14 protein-coding genes are annotated in these 16,025 nt (G+C 66.2%); 2 read left to right on the forward strand and 12 right to left on the reverse strand.

Annotated elements, in window-relative coordinates:
• Window positions 1-24: 24 nt before the first annotated feature.
• The 10 genes from AC5592_RS03905 to AC5592_RS03950 form a co-directional block, all read right to left on the reverse strand.
• Entirely contained in the window at window positions 25-639 is a 615-nt protein-coding gene (locus AC5592_RS03905) for a TenA family protein (RefSeq protein WP_063063410.1), read from the reverse strand.
• Between the two features lie 37 nt (window positions 640-676).
• Complete coding sequence (locus AC5592_RS03910; protein WP_063063411.1) at window positions 677-1,912, reverse strand: cytochrome P450 family protein; 1,236 nt, start codon at window positions 1,910-1,912, stop codon at window positions 677-679.
• A 251-nt stretch (window positions 1,913-2,163) separates the two neighbouring features.
• Window positions 2,164-2,877: a GntR family transcriptional regulator gene (locus AC5592_RS03915; RefSeq protein WP_063063412.1), complete on the reverse strand. Its 714-nt coding sequence runs from the start codon at window positions 2,875-2,877 to the stop codon at window positions 2,164-2,166.
• A gap of 90 nt (window positions 2,878-2,967) precedes the next feature.
• The gene (locus AC5592_RS03920; protein WP_063063413.1) at window positions 2,968-4,143 is read right to left on the reverse strand and encodes a CaiB/BaiF CoA transferase family protein; all 1,176 of its coding nucleotides are present in this window, start codon (window positions 4,141-4,143) and stop codon (window positions 2,968-2,970) included.
• Window positions 4,140-5,318: a CaiB/BaiF CoA transferase family protein gene (locus tag AC5592_RS03925; protein WP_063063536.1), complete on the reverse strand. Its 1,179-nt coding sequence runs from the start codon at window positions 5,316-5,318 to the stop codon at window positions 4,140-4,142. The genes AC5592_RS03920 and AC5592_RS03925 overlap by 4 nt, the downstream gene beginning before the upstream one ends.
• Window positions 5,319-5,412: 94 nt before the next feature.
• Entirely contained in the window at window positions 5,413-6,576 is a 1,164-nt protein-coding gene (locus tag AC5592_RS03930; protein ID WP_063063414.1) for an acyl-CoA dehydrogenase family protein, read from the reverse strand.
• The gene (locus tag AC5592_RS03935; protein ID WP_232329182.1) at window positions 6,573-8,474 is read right to left on the reverse strand and encodes an AMP-binding protein; all 1,902 of its coding nucleotides are present in this window, start codon (window positions 8,472-8,474) and stop codon (window positions 6,573-6,575) included. The genes AC5592_RS03930 and AC5592_RS03935 overlap by 4 nt, the downstream gene beginning before the upstream one ends.
• An 83-nt stretch (window positions 8,475-8,557) precedes the next feature.
• Window positions 8,558-9,034 carry a MaoC family dehydratase gene (locus AC5592_RS03940; protein ID WP_063063416.1) on the reverse strand — a complete coding sequence of 159 codons (477 nt, stop codon included), beginning with the start codon at window positions 9,032-9,034 and terminating at the stop codon, window positions 8,558-8,560.
• A 125-nt stretch (window positions 9,035-9,159) separates the two neighbouring features.
• Window positions 9,160-9,855: a nitroreductase gene (locus tag AC5592_RS03945; protein ID WP_063063537.1), complete on the reverse strand. Its 696-nt coding sequence runs from the start codon at window positions 9,853-9,855 to the stop codon at window positions 9,160-9,162.
• Between the two features lie 51 nt (window positions 9,856-9,906).
• Window positions 9,907-11,079: a CaiB/BaiF CoA transferase family protein gene (locus tag AC5592_RS03950; protein WP_063063417.1), complete on the reverse strand. Its 1,173-nt coding sequence runs from the start codon at window positions 11,077-11,079 to the stop codon at window positions 9,907-9,909.
• A 286-nt stretch (window positions 11,080-11,365) separates the two neighbouring features.
• Between AC5592_RS03950 and AC5592_RS03955 the strand changes: the two genes are divergently transcribed.
• Window positions 11,366-12,760, forward strand: coding sequence for an MmgE/PrpD family protein (locus tag AC5592_RS03955; RefSeq protein WP_063063418.1), 1,395 nt, complete (start codon window positions 11,366-11,368; stop codon window positions 12,758-12,760).
• 96 nt (window positions 12,761-12,856) lie between these two features.
• Entirely contained in the window at window positions 12,857-13,675 is an 819-nt protein-coding gene (locus tag AC5592_RS03960) for an IclR family transcriptional regulator (RefSeq protein ID WP_232329183.1), read from the forward strand.
• Between the two features lie 146 nt (window positions 13,676-13,821).
• Here AC5592_RS03960 and AC5592_RS03965 read toward each other — a convergent pair whose 3' ends face one another.
• Both AC5592_RS03965 and AC5592_RS03970 read right to left on the reverse strand, forming a co-directional pair.
• Window positions 13,822-14,565: a DUF8020 domain-containing protein gene (locus tag AC5592_RS03965; protein WP_063063420.1), complete on the reverse strand. Its 744-nt coding sequence runs from the start codon at window positions 14,563-14,565 to the stop codon at window positions 13,822-13,824.
• A gap of 104 nt (window positions 14,566-14,669) precedes the next feature.
• Window positions 14,670-15,971 carry an MFS transporter gene (locus tag AC5592_RS03970; RefSeq protein ID WP_232329185.1) on the reverse strand — a complete coding sequence of 434 codons (1,302 nt, stop codon included), beginning with the start codon at window positions 15,969-15,971 and terminating at the stop codon, window positions 14,670-14,672.
• Between the last annotated feature and the right edge of the window lie 54 nt (window positions 15,972-16,025).

Here is a 16,025-nt window from a genome sequence, read left to right on the forward strand (position 1 = left end):
CATATATTATATCCAAACTGTGATTCACTGAGCTCCCGGAACGTCCCAGAACGCCAGCTCGTACCGCATGCCCTCGAGGAACAGGGCCTCCGACCGCGCCCGGTCTGCGCCGGTTTCGTCGAGCATCTGCCCGCAGCGGCGCGTCAGGTCCGCGAATCCGGGGTCGGCGTAGGTCTCGACCCACCGGCGGTAACGTGGCTCCGCCGGCAGCTCGCGCGCGAGAATCGCGCCGAGGGTCGAATAGCCCCACATGCACGGATACAGCGCCGCCAGCCCCTCCGCGTACGAGGCCGCCGAATCGAGCAGGAACGTCGTATATGCCTGGCAGACAGGGCCTTTCACCGCACCGTCGAGGTCGGCGCAGAACTCGGCCGCCAGCGACCGATGCAAGGTCAGCTCGTCGTGATAGGTGGCGTGGGCCAGATCCACGAGATCGCCCAGATGCGCCGGCGGCGCCTGCCAGGCCAGGCGCGCGAACACCCGGACGTAATCGAGCAGGAACAGATAATCCTGCTCGAGCCAAGACCGGAAGACCGGCGCGGGCAGATCGCCGCGGGCGATCCCGGCCACCGTGGGATGCGCGCGCTGCTGTTCGACGATCGGCAGGCCGGTCCTCTCGAGATGCGCCGAAAGACTCATCTCCCGAGTGAATCAGCTTCGCGATCCGCTCGCCTGCTCACACCGGCATCCGAGGCGACCGCGGGAACGTCACCGGCAACGCGGTCAGCGAGCGGTGGAACGGGCCGGGACGCCAGGTCAGCTCCGCACCGCCGAGTGTCATCTCGGGCAGGGCGTCGACGAGCTGGTCGATGGCATCCTGAGCGACCAGGTAGGCCACCGAGCGGGCCGGGCACGCATGCGGTCCGATACTCCACGACAGGTGCGAATTGTTGTCCAAGTATTCGCCGGTGCCGGTCGTGGGATCGTTGTTGCAGGCGGCCATGCTGATCACGACCGGCTCGTTCGCGGGCAGCCAGACACCGTCTATGAGGATCGGTTGCCGCGGAAAGGTGGTGCACATGTTCGACAGCGGCGGATCGGTGAACAACACTTCGTCCAGTGCCGCACGGGTGGTCAGGCTGCCGCCGAGCAGCCCGCCGGCGAATCGCTCATCGGTCAGCAGCATGCTCAGGGTGTTGACGATCAGATTCTGCAGCGGCTCGATGCCGGCGCCGTAGAAGCTGAACAGCTGGCTGTTCAGCTCGGCGTCGTCGAGGCCGACCGGATGGCGCAGCAAGCGCGTGGTGATATCGTCGCCGGGCTCCTTCCGCTTGTAGGCGATCAGGTCGGCCAGCGCCGCGACCAGCATCGCATCGGCCTCGTCGGTGTCCGAGCCGTCGAATATCGAGGCCATGCCCTCCGCCACCCTGCGCCCGATATCGGCCGGACAGCCGAGCATCGTGTTGACCACCTCGAAGGTCAGCGGATAGGCGTACTGGCCGATCAGTTCCGCCGCGCCCGTCTCACAGAACTCGTTGATCAACGGCACCGCGATCCTTTCGACGGTGCTGTGCAAGGAGAACAGGTCGAAGGCGTTCAGGGCCTCGACGGTCGGGACGCGATAACGCGCATGGTCGGCGCCCGCACTGCGAAAGGCGTTGGGGCGCCACTCCATCAGCGGCAGTACCGGGCAGTCGGCGGGAATATCACGCTGCCACACCCGGGGATCGGCCGGAAAGTGGTCCGGGTCGTTGAGGATTCGCCGGGCGGTCTCGTAGCCGATCACGAGCGTCGCGGGCACCCCGGGCGCGAGCTCGACCGGCGCCAGCGCCCCGTATCGAGCCCGCAACTCTCGATACACCCGGTACGGATCGGCGGCGAATTCCGCTGTGTAGATCGGAGTTCGGAGTCCGTTCTCGTTGGACGGCACCCTGCGCGGGACCGGGCAGGACGTGGCACCGGGCGATGGCATGGTCAACGGTGACCCTCCGAGCATCGAGCAAGACCGACGTAATGTGGCCGGTCACAACGACATACCGCCGAACCGGCCTGCGGAATCGTATCGAGTCACGACCGATCCCGAGGGAAATTTCAGATATTACGCATTTTGCGTAAAACTTGACCCGGGCATCTCGGCGGCCGCCCGGCCGAGGAACGGTGGTCGCTGACGCAAAGCGGGGCGGACCGTTCGGCCCGCCCCGCTTGCACAGGCTATCGCCCGCCCTACGCCGTGGACTTCTCCTCCTCCGACCACAGGCCCTGCGCCTCCAGCATGGCGACCAGCTCGTCGGCGCCCTCCATGATGTGATCGCGCATGAGGGTGTTCGCGGCCTTCGCGCGCCGCTTCTGCAGCGCCTCCAGGATCGCGGGGTGCTGCTGCATCGTGTCCTTGCTGTGGCCCTCGATGTCGTTGTAGAAGCGGTTGGGCAGCTGCCGCACGATCGAGCGCAGCAGCATGGCGAGACGGCGGGAATCCGCGGCCAGATTGATCGTGCGATGGAACTCGTGCCCGAGTTGCACCACCAGCTCCGGGTCGGACCCCTTCGCGACCGCCTCGGCATGGCGGGCATTGACGTCGGCGAGATGCTCGAGCTGCGCCGGAGAGATCAATTTCGCTGCGCGCCCGGCCAATTCGCCGGCCAGCGTCGCCTGCGCCCAGAAGATGTCGCGCACGTCCTGGCGGCTGAAGGCCGAGACCATGAATCCACGCCGCGGGACCAGTTCGACGAAACCCTCACCGCTCAACAGCAGAAGTCCCTCGCGCACCGGGGTGTTGCTCACCCCGACCGCCTCCGCGATCGGCTCCGTGCGCAGAAAGTCGCCGGGCCGGACCCGCCCCGTGATGATCAGCTCGCGCACATAGGTCGCGACATCCTCCGAGAGCTGCTGGCGCTGAGCGTTCGAGCTCCGCGGTAAACTCCGCGTCGTCGAGTCCATGTACACTCGGTCCTTTCCGGTCGGCACTTGTTATGCATTATGCCTCATGCTTTCCGGAACGGAACGCCCCTGCTCAGCGGCCGGGCCGTCTCAGCCTTCGCTAGACCGCGGCGCTATGTCCTCGCGCGGGCCACCGAATTCCTTGCGAATGGCATCCGTATCGGCGCCCAGCTCGGGCACGCTTCCGGACACGGCGGACCAGTCGCGCGCCAGCGCGGGTGGCAGCAGCGCCGGTAGCGGACCCACCGGCGAGCCGACCTCGCGCCACCGGCCCCGATCGGCCAGCTGCGGATGCTCGGCAAGCTCCCGCACCCCGTTGAGCCGGGCGTTGCCGATGCCGGCGGCATCGGCCAGGCGCTGAATATCGGCCAGATCGCGCTGCGCGCACCACGCGCCGACGATCTCGTCCAGCTCGGCGCGGTGAGCCACGCGATCGTGATTGTGCTTGTAGCGCGGGTCGGCCGCCAGATCGGGACGGCCGAGCAGATCCTCGGTGAGGCGGCGCCATTCGCGATCACTGGTGGTGCCCAGCACGGCGGTCTGACCGTCGGCGGTCGGATAGGCGCCGTACGGGGCGATCATCGGCGACCCCATGCCGACCGGTTCCGGTTCGGTCCCCGCGTGCAGCACCTGGTTCAACGCGAAGCCCATCATCTCGGCGACGACGTCGAGCATCGCGATCGGGATCAGCGCTCCGCGGCCGGTGCGGTCGCGGTCGTAGAGCGCGGCCAGCACACTGGAATAGGCGTAGAGGGCGGTCCCGACATCAGCGACCGGAATACCGGGTTTGGCCGGCGCCCCGGGCGTCCCGGTGATGGCACACGAACCCGCCTCGGCCTGGATCAGCAGGTCGTAGGCGCGTTTGTGATCCAGCGGCCCGCCCCGGCCGTAGCCGGAGATGTCGACCACGATCAGGCGCGGATACCGCCGCAGCAGCTCCTCGGGCTCGAACCCCAGCCGGCCCAGAGCTCCCGGCCCCAGGTTGGACACCAGCACGTCGGCTCGCTCCAGCAGCCCGGTGAACACCTCCTGATCGGCGGCATCGGTCAAATCGAGCGTCGCGGATTCCTTGCCGTGGTTCAGCCACACGAAATGCGCGGCCATCCCCCGCACCACCCGGTCGTAGTGGCGAGTGGAATCGCCGAAGCCCGGCTGTTCGATCTTGATCACGCGGGCGCCGAGGTCGGCCAGATGGCGAGTGCACAACGGCGCGGAGATGGCCTGTTCGAGCCCCAGGACGGTGATTCCCGACAGCGGTGCGCTCATGCGCGATTCTCCTTCGAGACAGCTTGTGCGGCAACGTATTCGCCGTCGCGCGACAGGTCCGGTCCGGTCCAGTCGGCGATCAGTCCGGCCACGTCGAGATGGTCGGTGCGCGGCACCGAGGGCGCGCGGGCGGGAGTGCGGCTCAACCGGGGCGCGGGCGCCGGATGCAGCACGCCGTGCACACGCTGGAACAGCTCGCGCTGGGCATTGTGCGGATCCTCGGCCGCCTCGTCGAAGGTCAGCACCGGGGTCACGCAGGCGTCGGTGCCCTTGTAGATGCCCGCCCACTCCGCACGGGAGCGGGTCGCGATCGCGGCGCCGATGAGTTCGCGCAGCCGGGGCCAGTTCTCCCGGTCGTCCTGTGCGGGCCAGCCGGTCGTGTCGACGCCGAGACGGGCCAGGAATTCGGCGTAGAAGTCGGGTTCGAGCGCGCCGACCGCGAGGTAGTTGCCGTCCGCGCAGCGGTAGGTGTCGTAGAAGGGAGCGCCGGAGTCCAGGTAGTTCGTACCCGGCTCGTCGCTGTAGAGCCCCGCCGCGCGCAGGCCCTGGAGTTTCGCGGTCAGCAGCGCGACACCGTCGACCATGGCCGCGTCCACGACCTGGCCGCGGCCGGACTTCCACGCCTCCAGCAGTGCGCAGACGATACCGAACGCGCCGATCGCCGCGCCGCCGGCGTAGTCGCCGAGCAGATTGATCGGCGGCCGCGGCGCCTCACCGGCGCGCGCCATCGCGTGCAGAGCGCCGGTCTGCGCGACATAGTTGATGTCATGCCCGGCTTCGGTCGCCAGCGGACCGTTCTGGCCGTATCCGGTCAGCCGCGTGTAGACGATTTCGGGATTGCGGGCGAGCACCACATCCGGCCCCAGCCCGAGCCGTTCGGCCACCCCGGGCCGATAGCCCTCGATGAACACGTCCGCGCCCGCGATCAGCTGCAGCACGTTCTCGATGCCCTCTGGATCCTTGAGGTCCACCGCGATGGCGTCACCGCCGCGATTGACCACGTCGAATTCCTCACGGAGACCGTCGGTTTGACCGAGCGCACGCGCGGACCGATGCGGCGGCCGCACCACCCGCACCACCTGGGCGCCCATATCCGCCAGCAACATGCCGACGAAGGGCACCGGGCCCATGCCGGCCAGGACCAGAACCCGCACGCCGGTCAGCGGTCCGCTCATCACCACACACTCCTGTTTCGTTGGAAGACGACGCCGGCCGCGACCTGTGACTGACGGCGGCCGGCGTCGTGCCCGAGATCCCCTGCAGGGGTGATCAGTAGGACCTCGGGAGTCCTAGCACCTGCTGCGAGATGTAGTTGCGCACCATCTCCTGCGAGAAGGGCGCGTTACGCAGCAGGCGAACCTCACGCCACAACCGTTCGACGTGGTACTCCTTGGAGTACGCGTACCCGCCGAAGGTCGACAACGCGCGGTCGCACGCCTCGAAACCGGCTTCGGCGCCGAGGTATTTCGCGGCCGCGGCCTCCTTGCCGCACGGCTTGTGCGCCTCGAACAGTTCCGCGGCGTGCATGCAGACCCGTTCGGCGGCCTCGAGCCGGATCCAGGAGTCGGCCAGCGGATGGGCGACGGCCTGGTTCTTGCCGATGGGCCGGTCGAAGACGACTCGGTCCTTGGCGTACTGGGTGGCCAGTTCCAGACCGGCGCGGCCCAGGCCGACACCTTCCAGGCCGACCACGATCCGCTCGGGATTCAGGCCGTCGATCAGGTACTTGAAACCCTGGCCGACCTCGCCGATCACCTCGTCGTCGCGGACCTCGAGGTTGTCGATGAACAGCTCGTTGGAGTCGATCGCCGACCGTCCGAGCTTCTCGATCTCCCGCACGGTGATCTTGCTGCGGTCCAGATCGGTGAAGAACAGGGTGATGCCGTCGAGCGGCTTGTTCTCGTCGCGCGGCGAGGTGCGCGCCACGATCAGGATCTTGTGCGCGTTCTGGGCGTTGGTGATGAACACCTTCTGCCCGTTGATCACCCAGCCGCCCTCGGTCTTGGTGGCCTTGGTGCGGATACGCGAAGTATCCACACCCGCAGTGGGTTCGGTGACGGCGAAGGCCATCAGGATCTCACCGGAGGCCAGTTTCGGCAGCCATTCGCGCTTCATCTCCTCCGAGCCGTAACGCAGGATCGGCGCCGGCGGGAAGACGTAGAAGTGGATGGCCGAGCCGCCGCTCATGCCGGCGCCGGAGGCCGCGACCTCCTGCAACATGATGCCCGCCTCGGTCAGGCCCAGCCCCAGGCCGCCGTACTCCTCGGGAATCATGACGCCGAGCCATCCGGCCGCCGCGAAGGCCTTGACGAATTCCCAGGGGTATTCGCCCTTCTTGTCCTTCTCGCGCCAGTAGTCGTAGCCGAACTTGCGAGCCAGTTCGCGGGTGTTCTGGCGAACCAGTTCCAGATCGCCTTCGTCGGTGAGTGTCACTGTTGATCTCCTGATCGGGTCGGGATGCCGTCGATGGGCGTGGCGGGATCCAAGGACGACAGATCCCCCTGTGAGAGGCCGAGATAGCGCGAGCGAATGGCGCGGCGCATGATCTTGCCGTTCTTGGTTTTCGGAAGTGCTTGCACCACATGCAAACTCGGGGCGAACGACCGGCCGATGTTGTGCACGGCGGTGGTCTTCAGGTCGTCGTGATCGGTATCGGCGCCGGTCACCACGAAGGCGACGACCCGCTGGCCCCGCTGCGGATCGGGCTCGCCGATGACCGCCGCCTCGACGATGCGGCGATCCTTCAGCAGCGCCGCCTCGATCTCGGCGGGACCGACGCGACGGCCGGAGACCTTGATGGTGTCGTCGGAGCGGCCGTGGATATGCCAGATTCCGTCCTCGTCGACCGCCGCCAGGTCACCGTGCACCCACACGTCTTCCCAGAAGCTCCAATAGGTTTCGAGATATCGTTCGCGGTCCTGCCAGAACGCGTGCGTCATGCCGGGGAAGGTGTTGAGGACGGCGAGTTCGCCGACTTCGCCGATCACCGGCTTTCCGTCACCGTCCAGGACGGCCATGTCCGCGCCGATCAGCGGCGCGTTGAAGGAGGCGGGGTCGATCGGCAGGAACGGGTAAGCGACCAGCAGACCGCCACCCACCTCGGTGCCGCCACTGAAGTTGACGATCGGCCGCTTCGAGCCGCCGACGGTTTCGAACAACCAGCGCCAGGTCGGTTCGTCCCACGCCTCGCCGGTGGACACGAAGGTTCGCAGCGTGTCCAGACCAGTTGGGGCGCCGTCGGTTCGGGCCATGACCAGCCGCATCGCGGTGGGCGCCACACCCTGTACAGTGACGCCGTTGCGGTCGATAATCTCCCACATCCTCGTGGGCGTGGGATGATCGGGCACGCCCTCGGTGAACACGACGGTGGCGCCGAGTTGCAGCCCGCCCGCGATGAGCATCGGTCCGACGAGCCAGCCCATATCCGAGATCCAGGCGATGACGTCGTCGTCCTGCACATCGAAGCTGTAGCCGAAGTCGACGGCGGTTTTCACCGCGAATCCCGCGTGCGAGTGCACGATGCCCTTGGGACGCCCGGTGGTACCGGAGGTGTAGACGATGGTGAGCGGGTCGTTGGATTCGACCTGCACCGTCGGCACCGGCTCCGGGTTCGCCGGCAGTTCGTCCCAGTAGATGTCGCGTCCGTCGCGCATCTCGACGTCGTTGTCGAGATGACGGACCACCACGCTGTGGCGGACGGACGGGGCCGACTGCAGGGCTTCGTCGGCAGTCTCCTTCAGCGGCACCACTTTTCCGCGGCGCGTCGTTGCGTCGGCGGTGATCAGCAGGACCGCTTCGGAGTCGTGCAGGCGTGCGGCGAGGGCTTCCGGGCCGTAACCGGTGAAGGCCGGGACCGAGATGGCGCCGATCATCGCGCAGGACAGGAACGCCACGATGGTTTCGGGAACGACGGGCGCGAACAGCACCACTCGGTCCCCCTGCGAAACACCCAGTGCGGCAAGGTTGGCCGCGAACCGCCGGACCTGCCCGTCGAGTTCGGCATAGCTCAGCGTGCGGCGGGTGCCGTTGTCCCCCTCGTAGACGACCGCGATCTTGTCCGCGATCGGTCCGGTGGCGTGGCGATGCGCGCACAGGGTGGCCAGATTGAGCCGGCCGCCCGGGAACCACCGCGGAAAAGGCGTGCCGTCACTGTCGTCGAGAACCCGGTCGAACGGTTCGGCGAACTCGATGCCGAGATCCTCGATCGCGGCGCGCCAGAACCATTCCGGATCATCGACCGACGCCCGGTGCAACTCTGCGAGGTTGCTGTAACCCCACTTCGCCATCGCCGTCAACAGGCGGCTGCGGGCACGCACGTCGTCGGTGGGCATCCATACCGACGGTCGGGTCGAATCGGCGGGACCTGGTCCTCGCATCGGGCACATCCTTTCTCGGCGCGACTGGTCTGTCGGAATCAGGACGCGGTCGCGGGCTCCGGCGCGGCGGAACGCTTGAGCATCAGACCGGCGCGCAGGCAGTCACAGACCACCTCGTCGCGCTGGTTGATGCCCTGGTGCCGGAAGTTGACGATGCCGGAGTCGTTGCGGCTCTTGGATTCCCGCTTGCTCACGATCTCGGTCCGCACCCGGATGGTGTCGCCGTGGAAGACCGGCGCCGGGAACTTCACCTCTTGGAATCCGAGGTTGCCCAGCGTGGTGCCCAGGGTCGTGTCGGGAACGGTGATCCCCGAGACGAGGCCGAGAATGAACAGGCTGTTGACCAGACGCTGGCCGTGAATGGAGTTCTTCGAGTACTCGGCGTCCAGGTGCAGCGGCGCGACATTGAGGGTCAGCGTGCTGAACAGGACGTTGTCGGTCTCGGTCACCGTGCGCCGCGTCGCGTGCTCGATGACGGTTCCGGGTTCGAACTCCTCGAAGTAGAGGCCGGCCATGACGAGTCCTTTCGATTCGATGAGGGTGCTTCCCCGGTTTCCCGCGGTCGAACCCAGCTTACAACATTATATATTATATTGTCACGCTGCGGGCGGAGGATCGGCCCCGGCCGTTCGCCGGGCCGCTAGTCCCGCCAGGTGACGACTTCGCTCAGCGGCGCGCGTGCGGTGCGATAACCGTTCGCGGGGTGCTCGAGGTCCGGGTATCCGAAGGAGATGCCGACGACGATCTTGCGGCCTGCGGGGATGTCGAAGTACTCGCGGATGAACGGCGACTGCCCGGCCAGCGCCGCCTGGGCGATCGTGGCGATCCTCATGCTGTGGGCGGCGAGCAGGAGGGTGCCGATATACAGCCCGGTGTCGACCGCACCGTAGACGCCCTGTTCGGCATCGGTGGTGATGATCGCGACGTGCGGAGCGCCGAACAGGCGGAAATTCTCGAACGCCTGCCGGGCGGAGGCCTCACGATCACCCCGTCGCACGCCGACCGCCTCGTACAGCTGCCAGCCGCTGGCCCGGCGCCGATCGCGGTACACCCCCCGATACTGCTCGGGTGCCTCGAAATCGAATTCCGGCGCGGTGTGCCGGCGCGCGTGCTCGGCGAGCGCGTCACGGAACCTGTCGGTGGCCGCGCCGGAGGTCACGATCGCCTGCCACGGCTGGGTGTTGCACCACGACGCCGAGCGCTGCGCGAGGGCGAACAGGCGCTCGATATCGACCCTGGGGACCTGGCGCGACTCGTAGGCCCGGCAACTCCACCGCGAGTCCAGCAGCTTCTCCAGCTCCACCGAGGCGCCCGTCATCAGGTCGTTGCTCGACATACACACTCACTCACTGTTGTTGGAAGACAGGATGTCTCGATACCGCGTGGTTCATTCCTCGGCGTAGATCACCTTGTTCTGGACCAGTTCCTCGATCTGCTCGGGCGAATACACCTCCGCGGCGACAGCGCGACTGTGCGCGCCGACCCGCGGGGCGGTTCCCGGCCGATCCGGACGTTCACCGTCGAACTTCCACGGCGGCCGCATCAGGGCCAGCCCGTCGGGCTGGCGTTCGACCATCTCCAGCCATTCGACCTGCTCGTGCCCGAGGTAGCCGGACATCGACAGCACCGGCGCGAAGGGTACGTCGGCGGCGGTGAGCGCCTGCTCCCAGTGCTGCACCGATTTGCGTTCGAATTCGGCCTCGACGATCTCGGCGAGTTCGAAGTAGTTCGATTCGCGGGGGCGGTATTCGGCGAATCGCGGATCCTCGGTGAGGTCCAGCCGGTCCATCGCGGTGCACAGCGCGTGCCAGAACTTCTGCGAGGAGGACAGGTGGATCGCCAGGAACTCCCCCGTCGAGGTCTTGACGCAGAAGTTCTGCGCCTGCGGGTGACGGCTCTGCCGACTCGGGTCCGCGCCCAGTTCGAAGGCCTGGGTGATGCCGTCGATGGTCAGACAGCTCACCGCCTCCATGATCGAGGTCTCCACACGCTGCGGCGCCCCCGTCTTCAATCGGCCCACCAGCGCGGCCAGCACGCCGGTGGCCGTGCTCAGACCGGTGACCAGGTCGGCGCTCAGACCGCCCGCCAGCTGCGGATGGCCGGCATCACCGAACAGCGAGTACAGGCCGCCGAAGGCATGTCCGATGGTGTCGTAGGCAGGGCGGTTGGCCAGCGGCCCGCCACCGCCGAAGCCGGTGACCGACCCGTAAACCAGATCGGAGCGCAGCGCGCGGCACTCCTCGGGGCCGAGGCCCATCGCCGCCAGCTTGCCGGGGCGCAGATTCTCGAGCACCACGTCGAAGTGCGGCACCAGCGCCTTGACCAGCGCGATCCCCTCGGGCTTCTTCAAATCGACGGACAGGCTGCGCTTACCGGTGTTGTATTGGCGGAAATACGGGCTCCCGTCGTTCTGCAGGCGCCGGAAGTCCTCACCGACCACCGGCTTCTCGATTTTCACCACCTCCGCCCCCAGCGCACAGAGGATCGAGGTGGCGAACGGCAGGGATATATATCCCCCGATCTCCAGGATTCGGATCCCATCGAGCGGCTTGTGCTGCATGTCCTGCCTCCAGACTGTCTTCGCTTTAATATAATATATTGTTTGTCTCGCCGGAAGCGGCTCTAGGAACTTGCGACGATCCCTCGGGCAGCCCTGCGCCGATGCCCGCGACCACCCTTCCGCGGAACCCTTGATCGAGGTTTCCAATATCATATACTTTGTATTATCCGGATCGCATGGCGGTCCATCGCGCGCGACGTCACCCCGCGCGACACCGATGCGTCCGCCACGGCCTCGCCGACATCACACCCGCCGGACACCCTCGCCTGACCCGAAAGGCATACCGATGCAGAACATTCCCGCGCTGGAGCAGGCCGTCGCCCGCCTCGTCACCGACCTGGACTTCGACGCCATTCCCGCCGATGCGCTCACCGGCGCCCGCCGGCTGATGGAAGACCAACTCGCGTTGCAGATCGGCTGCGCGCCGCTGCCGTGGTGTCAGGCCGTACTGAACCTGACCCGCGCGTCGCATGCGCCGGGCACGGCCTCGGTCACCGGCTCCGAGGACAAGTTCAGCGCCGCCGACGCCGCTTTCGTGAATGCTACGTTCGGGCACAGCTTCGAGTACGACGACGCCCACAGTGCGAGCCTGAGTCACCCCGGCAGCTGCGTGGTCTCGGCCGCGCTCGCCATCGGTGAGGAGATGGGCGCCGACCTGCGGCAGGTGCTCGAGGGGATCGTCGCGGGTTACGAGATCTACACGCGGATCGGCACACTCGCCGCCCCGAGGCTACTGGCCAACGGCTTCCACCCCCACGCCGTGCTCTCACCGTTCGGCGCTGCCGCGGTAGCCGCGAAGATGCGAGGCTTCGACGCCGCGACGACCCGGCACGCGCTGTCGATCGCTTTCAGCCACAGCTCGGGAACCACTGAGTACACCTCGTCCGGAGGATCGATCAAACGCGTCCACTCCGGAATCGGCACCCGCAATGGCATCCGGTCCGCGGAGATGGCGGCTGCCGGGATCACCGGCCCGTCCGGGTTCCTGTCCGGGGCCAAGGGCTTCTACAACACATTCGTCACACGGGTTCTGACCGATGCCGATACCGACCGCTTCGCGCTGGATCGGCCGTTCGAGATCGCCGGCCCACTGTTCAAGCCGTACTGCGCCTGCGGCTACAACCATGCATTCATCGATGGCGCCCGTCGCTTCTCCGACCGGATCAGCGATATCACGGCCGTAGAGCTGGCCATCCAACCCAGTGGCGACGTAGTGGTCGGCAACAAAAACATCAACGCCTGGAGCCCGCAAACGATCGAGCAACTGCAATACGCCCTGCCGTTCCAGTTCTCACTCGCCCTACTCGGCATCGGCAATGGCTACCAGATCCACAAGTCATACCTGGACGGTGACCTCGACCTGGGCTCGCAGAGCGAGGTGGCCAAGTTCGCACAGAAGATCACCATCCGGCCCGAGCCTGAACTGGACAAGAACTACGGCCGCAAGATGGTCGGCGATATCGCTGTCACCTTCGCCGACGGCCGTCGCGAGCACGTCTTCGTCGAAGACTCGGTGGGTTCGGCGGCGAACCCGATGTCAGAGCAGGCTCTGGACGCGAAGTTCCGCGACCTGGTCATCGGCGAGCTCGGCGAGCGGCGGGCAAAAGAGCTGCTCGACACCATCAAGAACTCCCCGCTCGACACTTCCGCCGCGGATTTGGCAGCGCGGTTGCGCCGCTGACTCGGCCCGTCCGGCGGACCGCTTCGAGAAATGCCCGGCGCCACAGCGTTCCAGTAGTGATCATGGCGCCGGGCATTCTCCAGGATGGGCGAGGTCATGACGCCACGCAAAGAATCAATGATCGAACGCGTCGTGCGGGTTCTCGAGGCGTTCAAGGAAACGGGCGGAGCGCTGACCGCGTCGGAAATCGCGCGACAGACTGATATTCCGGTCCCCTCCGCACACAGAATCGTCACCGAACTCGTCGAACTCGGCATCCTCGAGCGAAACTCCGACCGCAAGGTCAAGGTGGGGATGCGCCTGTGGGGTCTGGTAGCCAGATCCTCCGAGGTCCGCTCGCTTCGCGACTGCGCCCTCCCCTACATGGAGGACCTGCGTGCGGTTGTCAACGCACCGACACTGCTGTCGATCCTGGATCGCAACGACGTCGTGAATATCGAAACGCTCCCCGCGCGACCGCCCAGTGCCACGAACGTGACCCAGCCGGGGGTACGTCTGCCCATTTTGGCGGCATCACCAGGCCTTGTCCTGACTGCGTTTTCGACACCCCGAGCGCGCGATCACATTCTCGAATCGGCGAAGGTCACCCGATTCACGGAACACACCGTGGTCGACCGTACCGAGCTTGCACGAATCGTTCAGGAAGCACGGCGCCTCACGTACGTTGTCGCACGGCGGTGGATCACCAATGATGCTGTCGGGGTCGCTGTTCCAGTGCTTTCCGGCGACGGTACGGCAATGGCCGCACTCTCGGTAACCATCCCATTCGATACCGGCGTTCCGTCGGATCTGTTGCCCGCATTGCATACAACTGCCCGAGGGATTTCGCGCGCGGCACTCGACCCGAGCCGGCGCGTGGACCCCCGCATTCATTTGTTGATGCAAAGGATCCGTCACGCGACCGAAGTCAGGTGATGCCGCCCGGTTGCGTGATCGGCCCGGAATGAGCGACGTCGCGATCGATGGGCATAGCCGGTGAGACCCTTGTCGAGAGCCGGGATCGGTGTGGTTGTCCTGTGGCGCAGACTGCCGCGATGACTCCCACACCGCCCCCCGTTCCGCTACTTGCCCGGCGACGGCATTGGAGAATTGACGGTGGTGAAGTACTGGACGGCAGCCATGATCGCCACCGGAGCGGTTACCAGGAGTTGACCGGCGAGCGTTCCCAGCGCGCCGACGGCGACGATCCCACCGAGACAGCCGATCACGGCCGCGGGCACGAACGGCCCGAACAAGCCCACGATCGAGGCCGCGGCCACGGTCGCGCCGGCGATACCACCCAGCAAGCATCCGATTGCGCCACCGCCGATACCCCCCACGAGGGTTCCGACTGTCGCACCGGTGGTGATCGTCTGAAACATGCGGTTCCAGGCGGCCTGCTCTCGGTCATAGGGCGTCTTCCAGGGAGCCGAGTCCTGGTACGGCAGATCGACCGGCTCATAGGTGGCGTGGGCCCGGTCGAGCATCGGGGTGAGAGTCGCCGTGCGATCGTGGATTTCAGCAGCGATGGGGAACACGAAGTCGTCCACGCGGAAGGACAATTCGGCACCGGCCAGCACCGTCCCGTCGGCGGCCTTGATCGTGAACACCCCGTTGTCGGCCGACATCGAACCCGCGTCGGTCGAAATGACCGTCGACTTTTCCGTCGTGGTCGCGCGATAGTCGACTGCACCGCCCGCAGCAGGGGCAGCGCCACCGACCGCGGTCGAGGCACACAATGCAGCCGTCACCAGAGCCGAGGTGACAACCGCCCTCCTGGAATTCGTCCACCATCTTCCGGAGCCGGTAACGGCAGTCCCGCTCATATCAGATTTGGCCATGACTTTCTCACCTCATTCGAGAATTCCCGGCCGGACTCGGCCAAGAAGATTTGTTCGGAACCAATACGTGTGGGCCCGCCTCGAAGAGGTCACCCGCGCTGAACGGCACCCGGCTCCCGGCCGAGTTCGCCCGCGCTGCTGTCACTTCCGGGTTCCGGAGCTGAGGTCTTCCCCAGCAGGGCCAGTGCGGTCGCGACGGTGATCCCCAGGGGAACCAGTGCGAGCAAATACAACGTCTTCGGCGTGACCGCGGCCAGCGCATAGCCCGCGATGATCGGTGCCAGCATCGCGCCCACCCGTCCCACGCCGAGCATCGCTCCGTACCCCTTGGCCCGGGCGAGCACCGGATAGCCGGCCGGAATCATCGCGGTATATCCCGACATGGCGGCGAACACCGTCATGCCCAACATTCCGGCGAAGGCGTATGCGAGCAGATGTGGCACCAGCAACGCGAACGCCGCCAGCGAAACCATCGCGGTAACGAGGAAGATCCAGACCATGCGAACAGCTGCGAAATGCAGCCCCAGCAACGCGAATGTGACGGCCCCGACGAGGGTGCCCACACTGACGACGATTCCGGCAACAGAACCCGCGCCGGCATCATCGGTCGCGTCGGTGATGAGCTGCGGCGTCCACGTCCCGACGAAATAGTATGCAGCAGATACCATCCCGTATCCGGTCGTCAGCAGCAGCGTCTTTCTCCTCAGCCCGCGGCCGAGCAGACGGGTGTCGTTGTCATCCAGCGCATCCGCACCCCGGATTCGATCGTCGGCTGCCGTTACCGTTGCGCCGATGGTGAGGTCACCGGGATTGCCCGCGCGCTTCGCGAGGAAGGCAGCGGATTCGGGCACCGCCAGCCAGCCGATGACGAATCCGATGACGCCCAGAACGGCTCCGAACCAGAACAAGGATTGCCAGGCGTGCCCGGTGAGCGACAGAACCCACGCTCCCCCGAGTCCTGCCACCGTGCTGCCCAGCGGAAACCCGAGCATGACAATTCCGGTCGACAGGTTGCGATACCTCGGAAGCGAAGATTCCTGTGCGATAACGACGATCACCACACTGATCGTTCCGACGCCCAGTCCGGTGACGAAGCGTCCCGCCATCAACATCTGATAGTTGATCGCCAGTGCCGATGCGACCAATCCGATGATGTTCAGCACAATGCCCGCGAGCACAGTCGAGCGGCGTCCGAATCGGTCCGCCAACCGGGCAAGGGCGACGGCTCCGACCCCCATTCCGATCAGTGCCAGGCTGATCACGAGGCCTTTTTGTCCCGACGTTGCGAATCCGGACGGTATATGAGGCAAGGCGAACCCGACAATGAACAGGTCGAAGCCATCCAGCATATTGAGAAACATGCAGAGGATGACGACGGCGAACTGCCTCATATTCATGGTGTTCTGTCGGGATGGGAGCACAGTCGAGGACACGGTTTCCGACCT

The sequence above is a fragment of the Nocardia violaceofusca NBRC 14427 genome (assembly GCF_963869435.1).
In the GTDB taxonomy this organism is placed as follows: Bacteria; Actinomycetota; Actinomycetes; order Mycobacteriales; family Mycobacteriaceae; genus Nocardia; species Nocardia aobensis.

Coding starts and splice junctions, on each gene's coding strand:
- AC5592_RS03905 (WP_063063410.1), bottom strand. CDS start 639: ATGAGTCTTTCGGCGCATCTCGAGAGGACCGGCCTGCCGATCGTCGAA.
- AC5592_RS03910 (WP_063063411.1), bottom strand. CDS start 1,912: ATGCCATCGCCCGGTGCCACGTCCTGCCCGGTCCCGCGCAGGGTGCCG.
- AC5592_RS03915 (WP_063063412.1), bottom strand. CDS start 2,877: ATGGACTCGACGACGCGGAGTTTACCGCGGAGCTCGAACGCTCAGCGC.
- AC5592_RS03920 (WP_063063413.1), bottom strand. CDS start 4,143: ATGAGCGCACCGCTGTCGGGAATCACCGTCCTGGGGCTCGAACAGGCC.
- AC5592_RS03925 (WP_063063536.1), bottom strand. CDS start 5,318: ATGAGCGGACCGCTGACCGGCGTGCGGGTTCTGGTCCTGGCCGGCATG.
- AC5592_RS03935 (WP_232329182.1), bottom strand. CDS start 8,474: ATGCCCACCGACGACGTGCGTGCCCGCAGCCGCCTGTTGACGGCGATG.
- AC5592_RS03940 (WP_063063416.1), bottom strand. CDS start 9,034: ATGGCCGGCCTCTACTTCGAGGAGTTCGAACCCGGAACCGTCATCGAG.
- AC5592_RS03945 (WP_063063537.1), bottom strand. CDS start 9,855: ATGTCGAGCAACGACCTGATGACGGGCGCCTCGGTGGAGCTGGAGAAG.
- AC5592_RS03950 (WP_063063417.1), bottom strand. CDS start 11,079: ATGCAGCACAAGCCGCTCGATGGGATCCGAATCCTGGAGATCGGGGGA.
- AC5592_RS03955 (WP_063063418.1), top strand. CDS start 11,366: ATGCAGAACATTCCCGCGCTGGAGCAGGCCGTCGCCCGCCTCGTCACC.
- AC5592_RS03960 (WP_232329183.1), top strand. CDS start 12,857: ATGACGCCACGCAAAGAATCAATGATCGAACGCGTCGTGCGGGTTCTC.
- AC5592_RS03965 (WP_063063420.1), bottom strand. CDS start 14,565: ATGAGCGGGACTGCCGTTACCGGCTCCGGAAGATGGTGGACGAATTCC.
- AC5592_RS03970 (WP_232329185.1), bottom strand. CDS start 15,971: ATGAGGCAGTTCGCCGTCGTCATCCTCTGCATGTTTCTCAATATGCTG.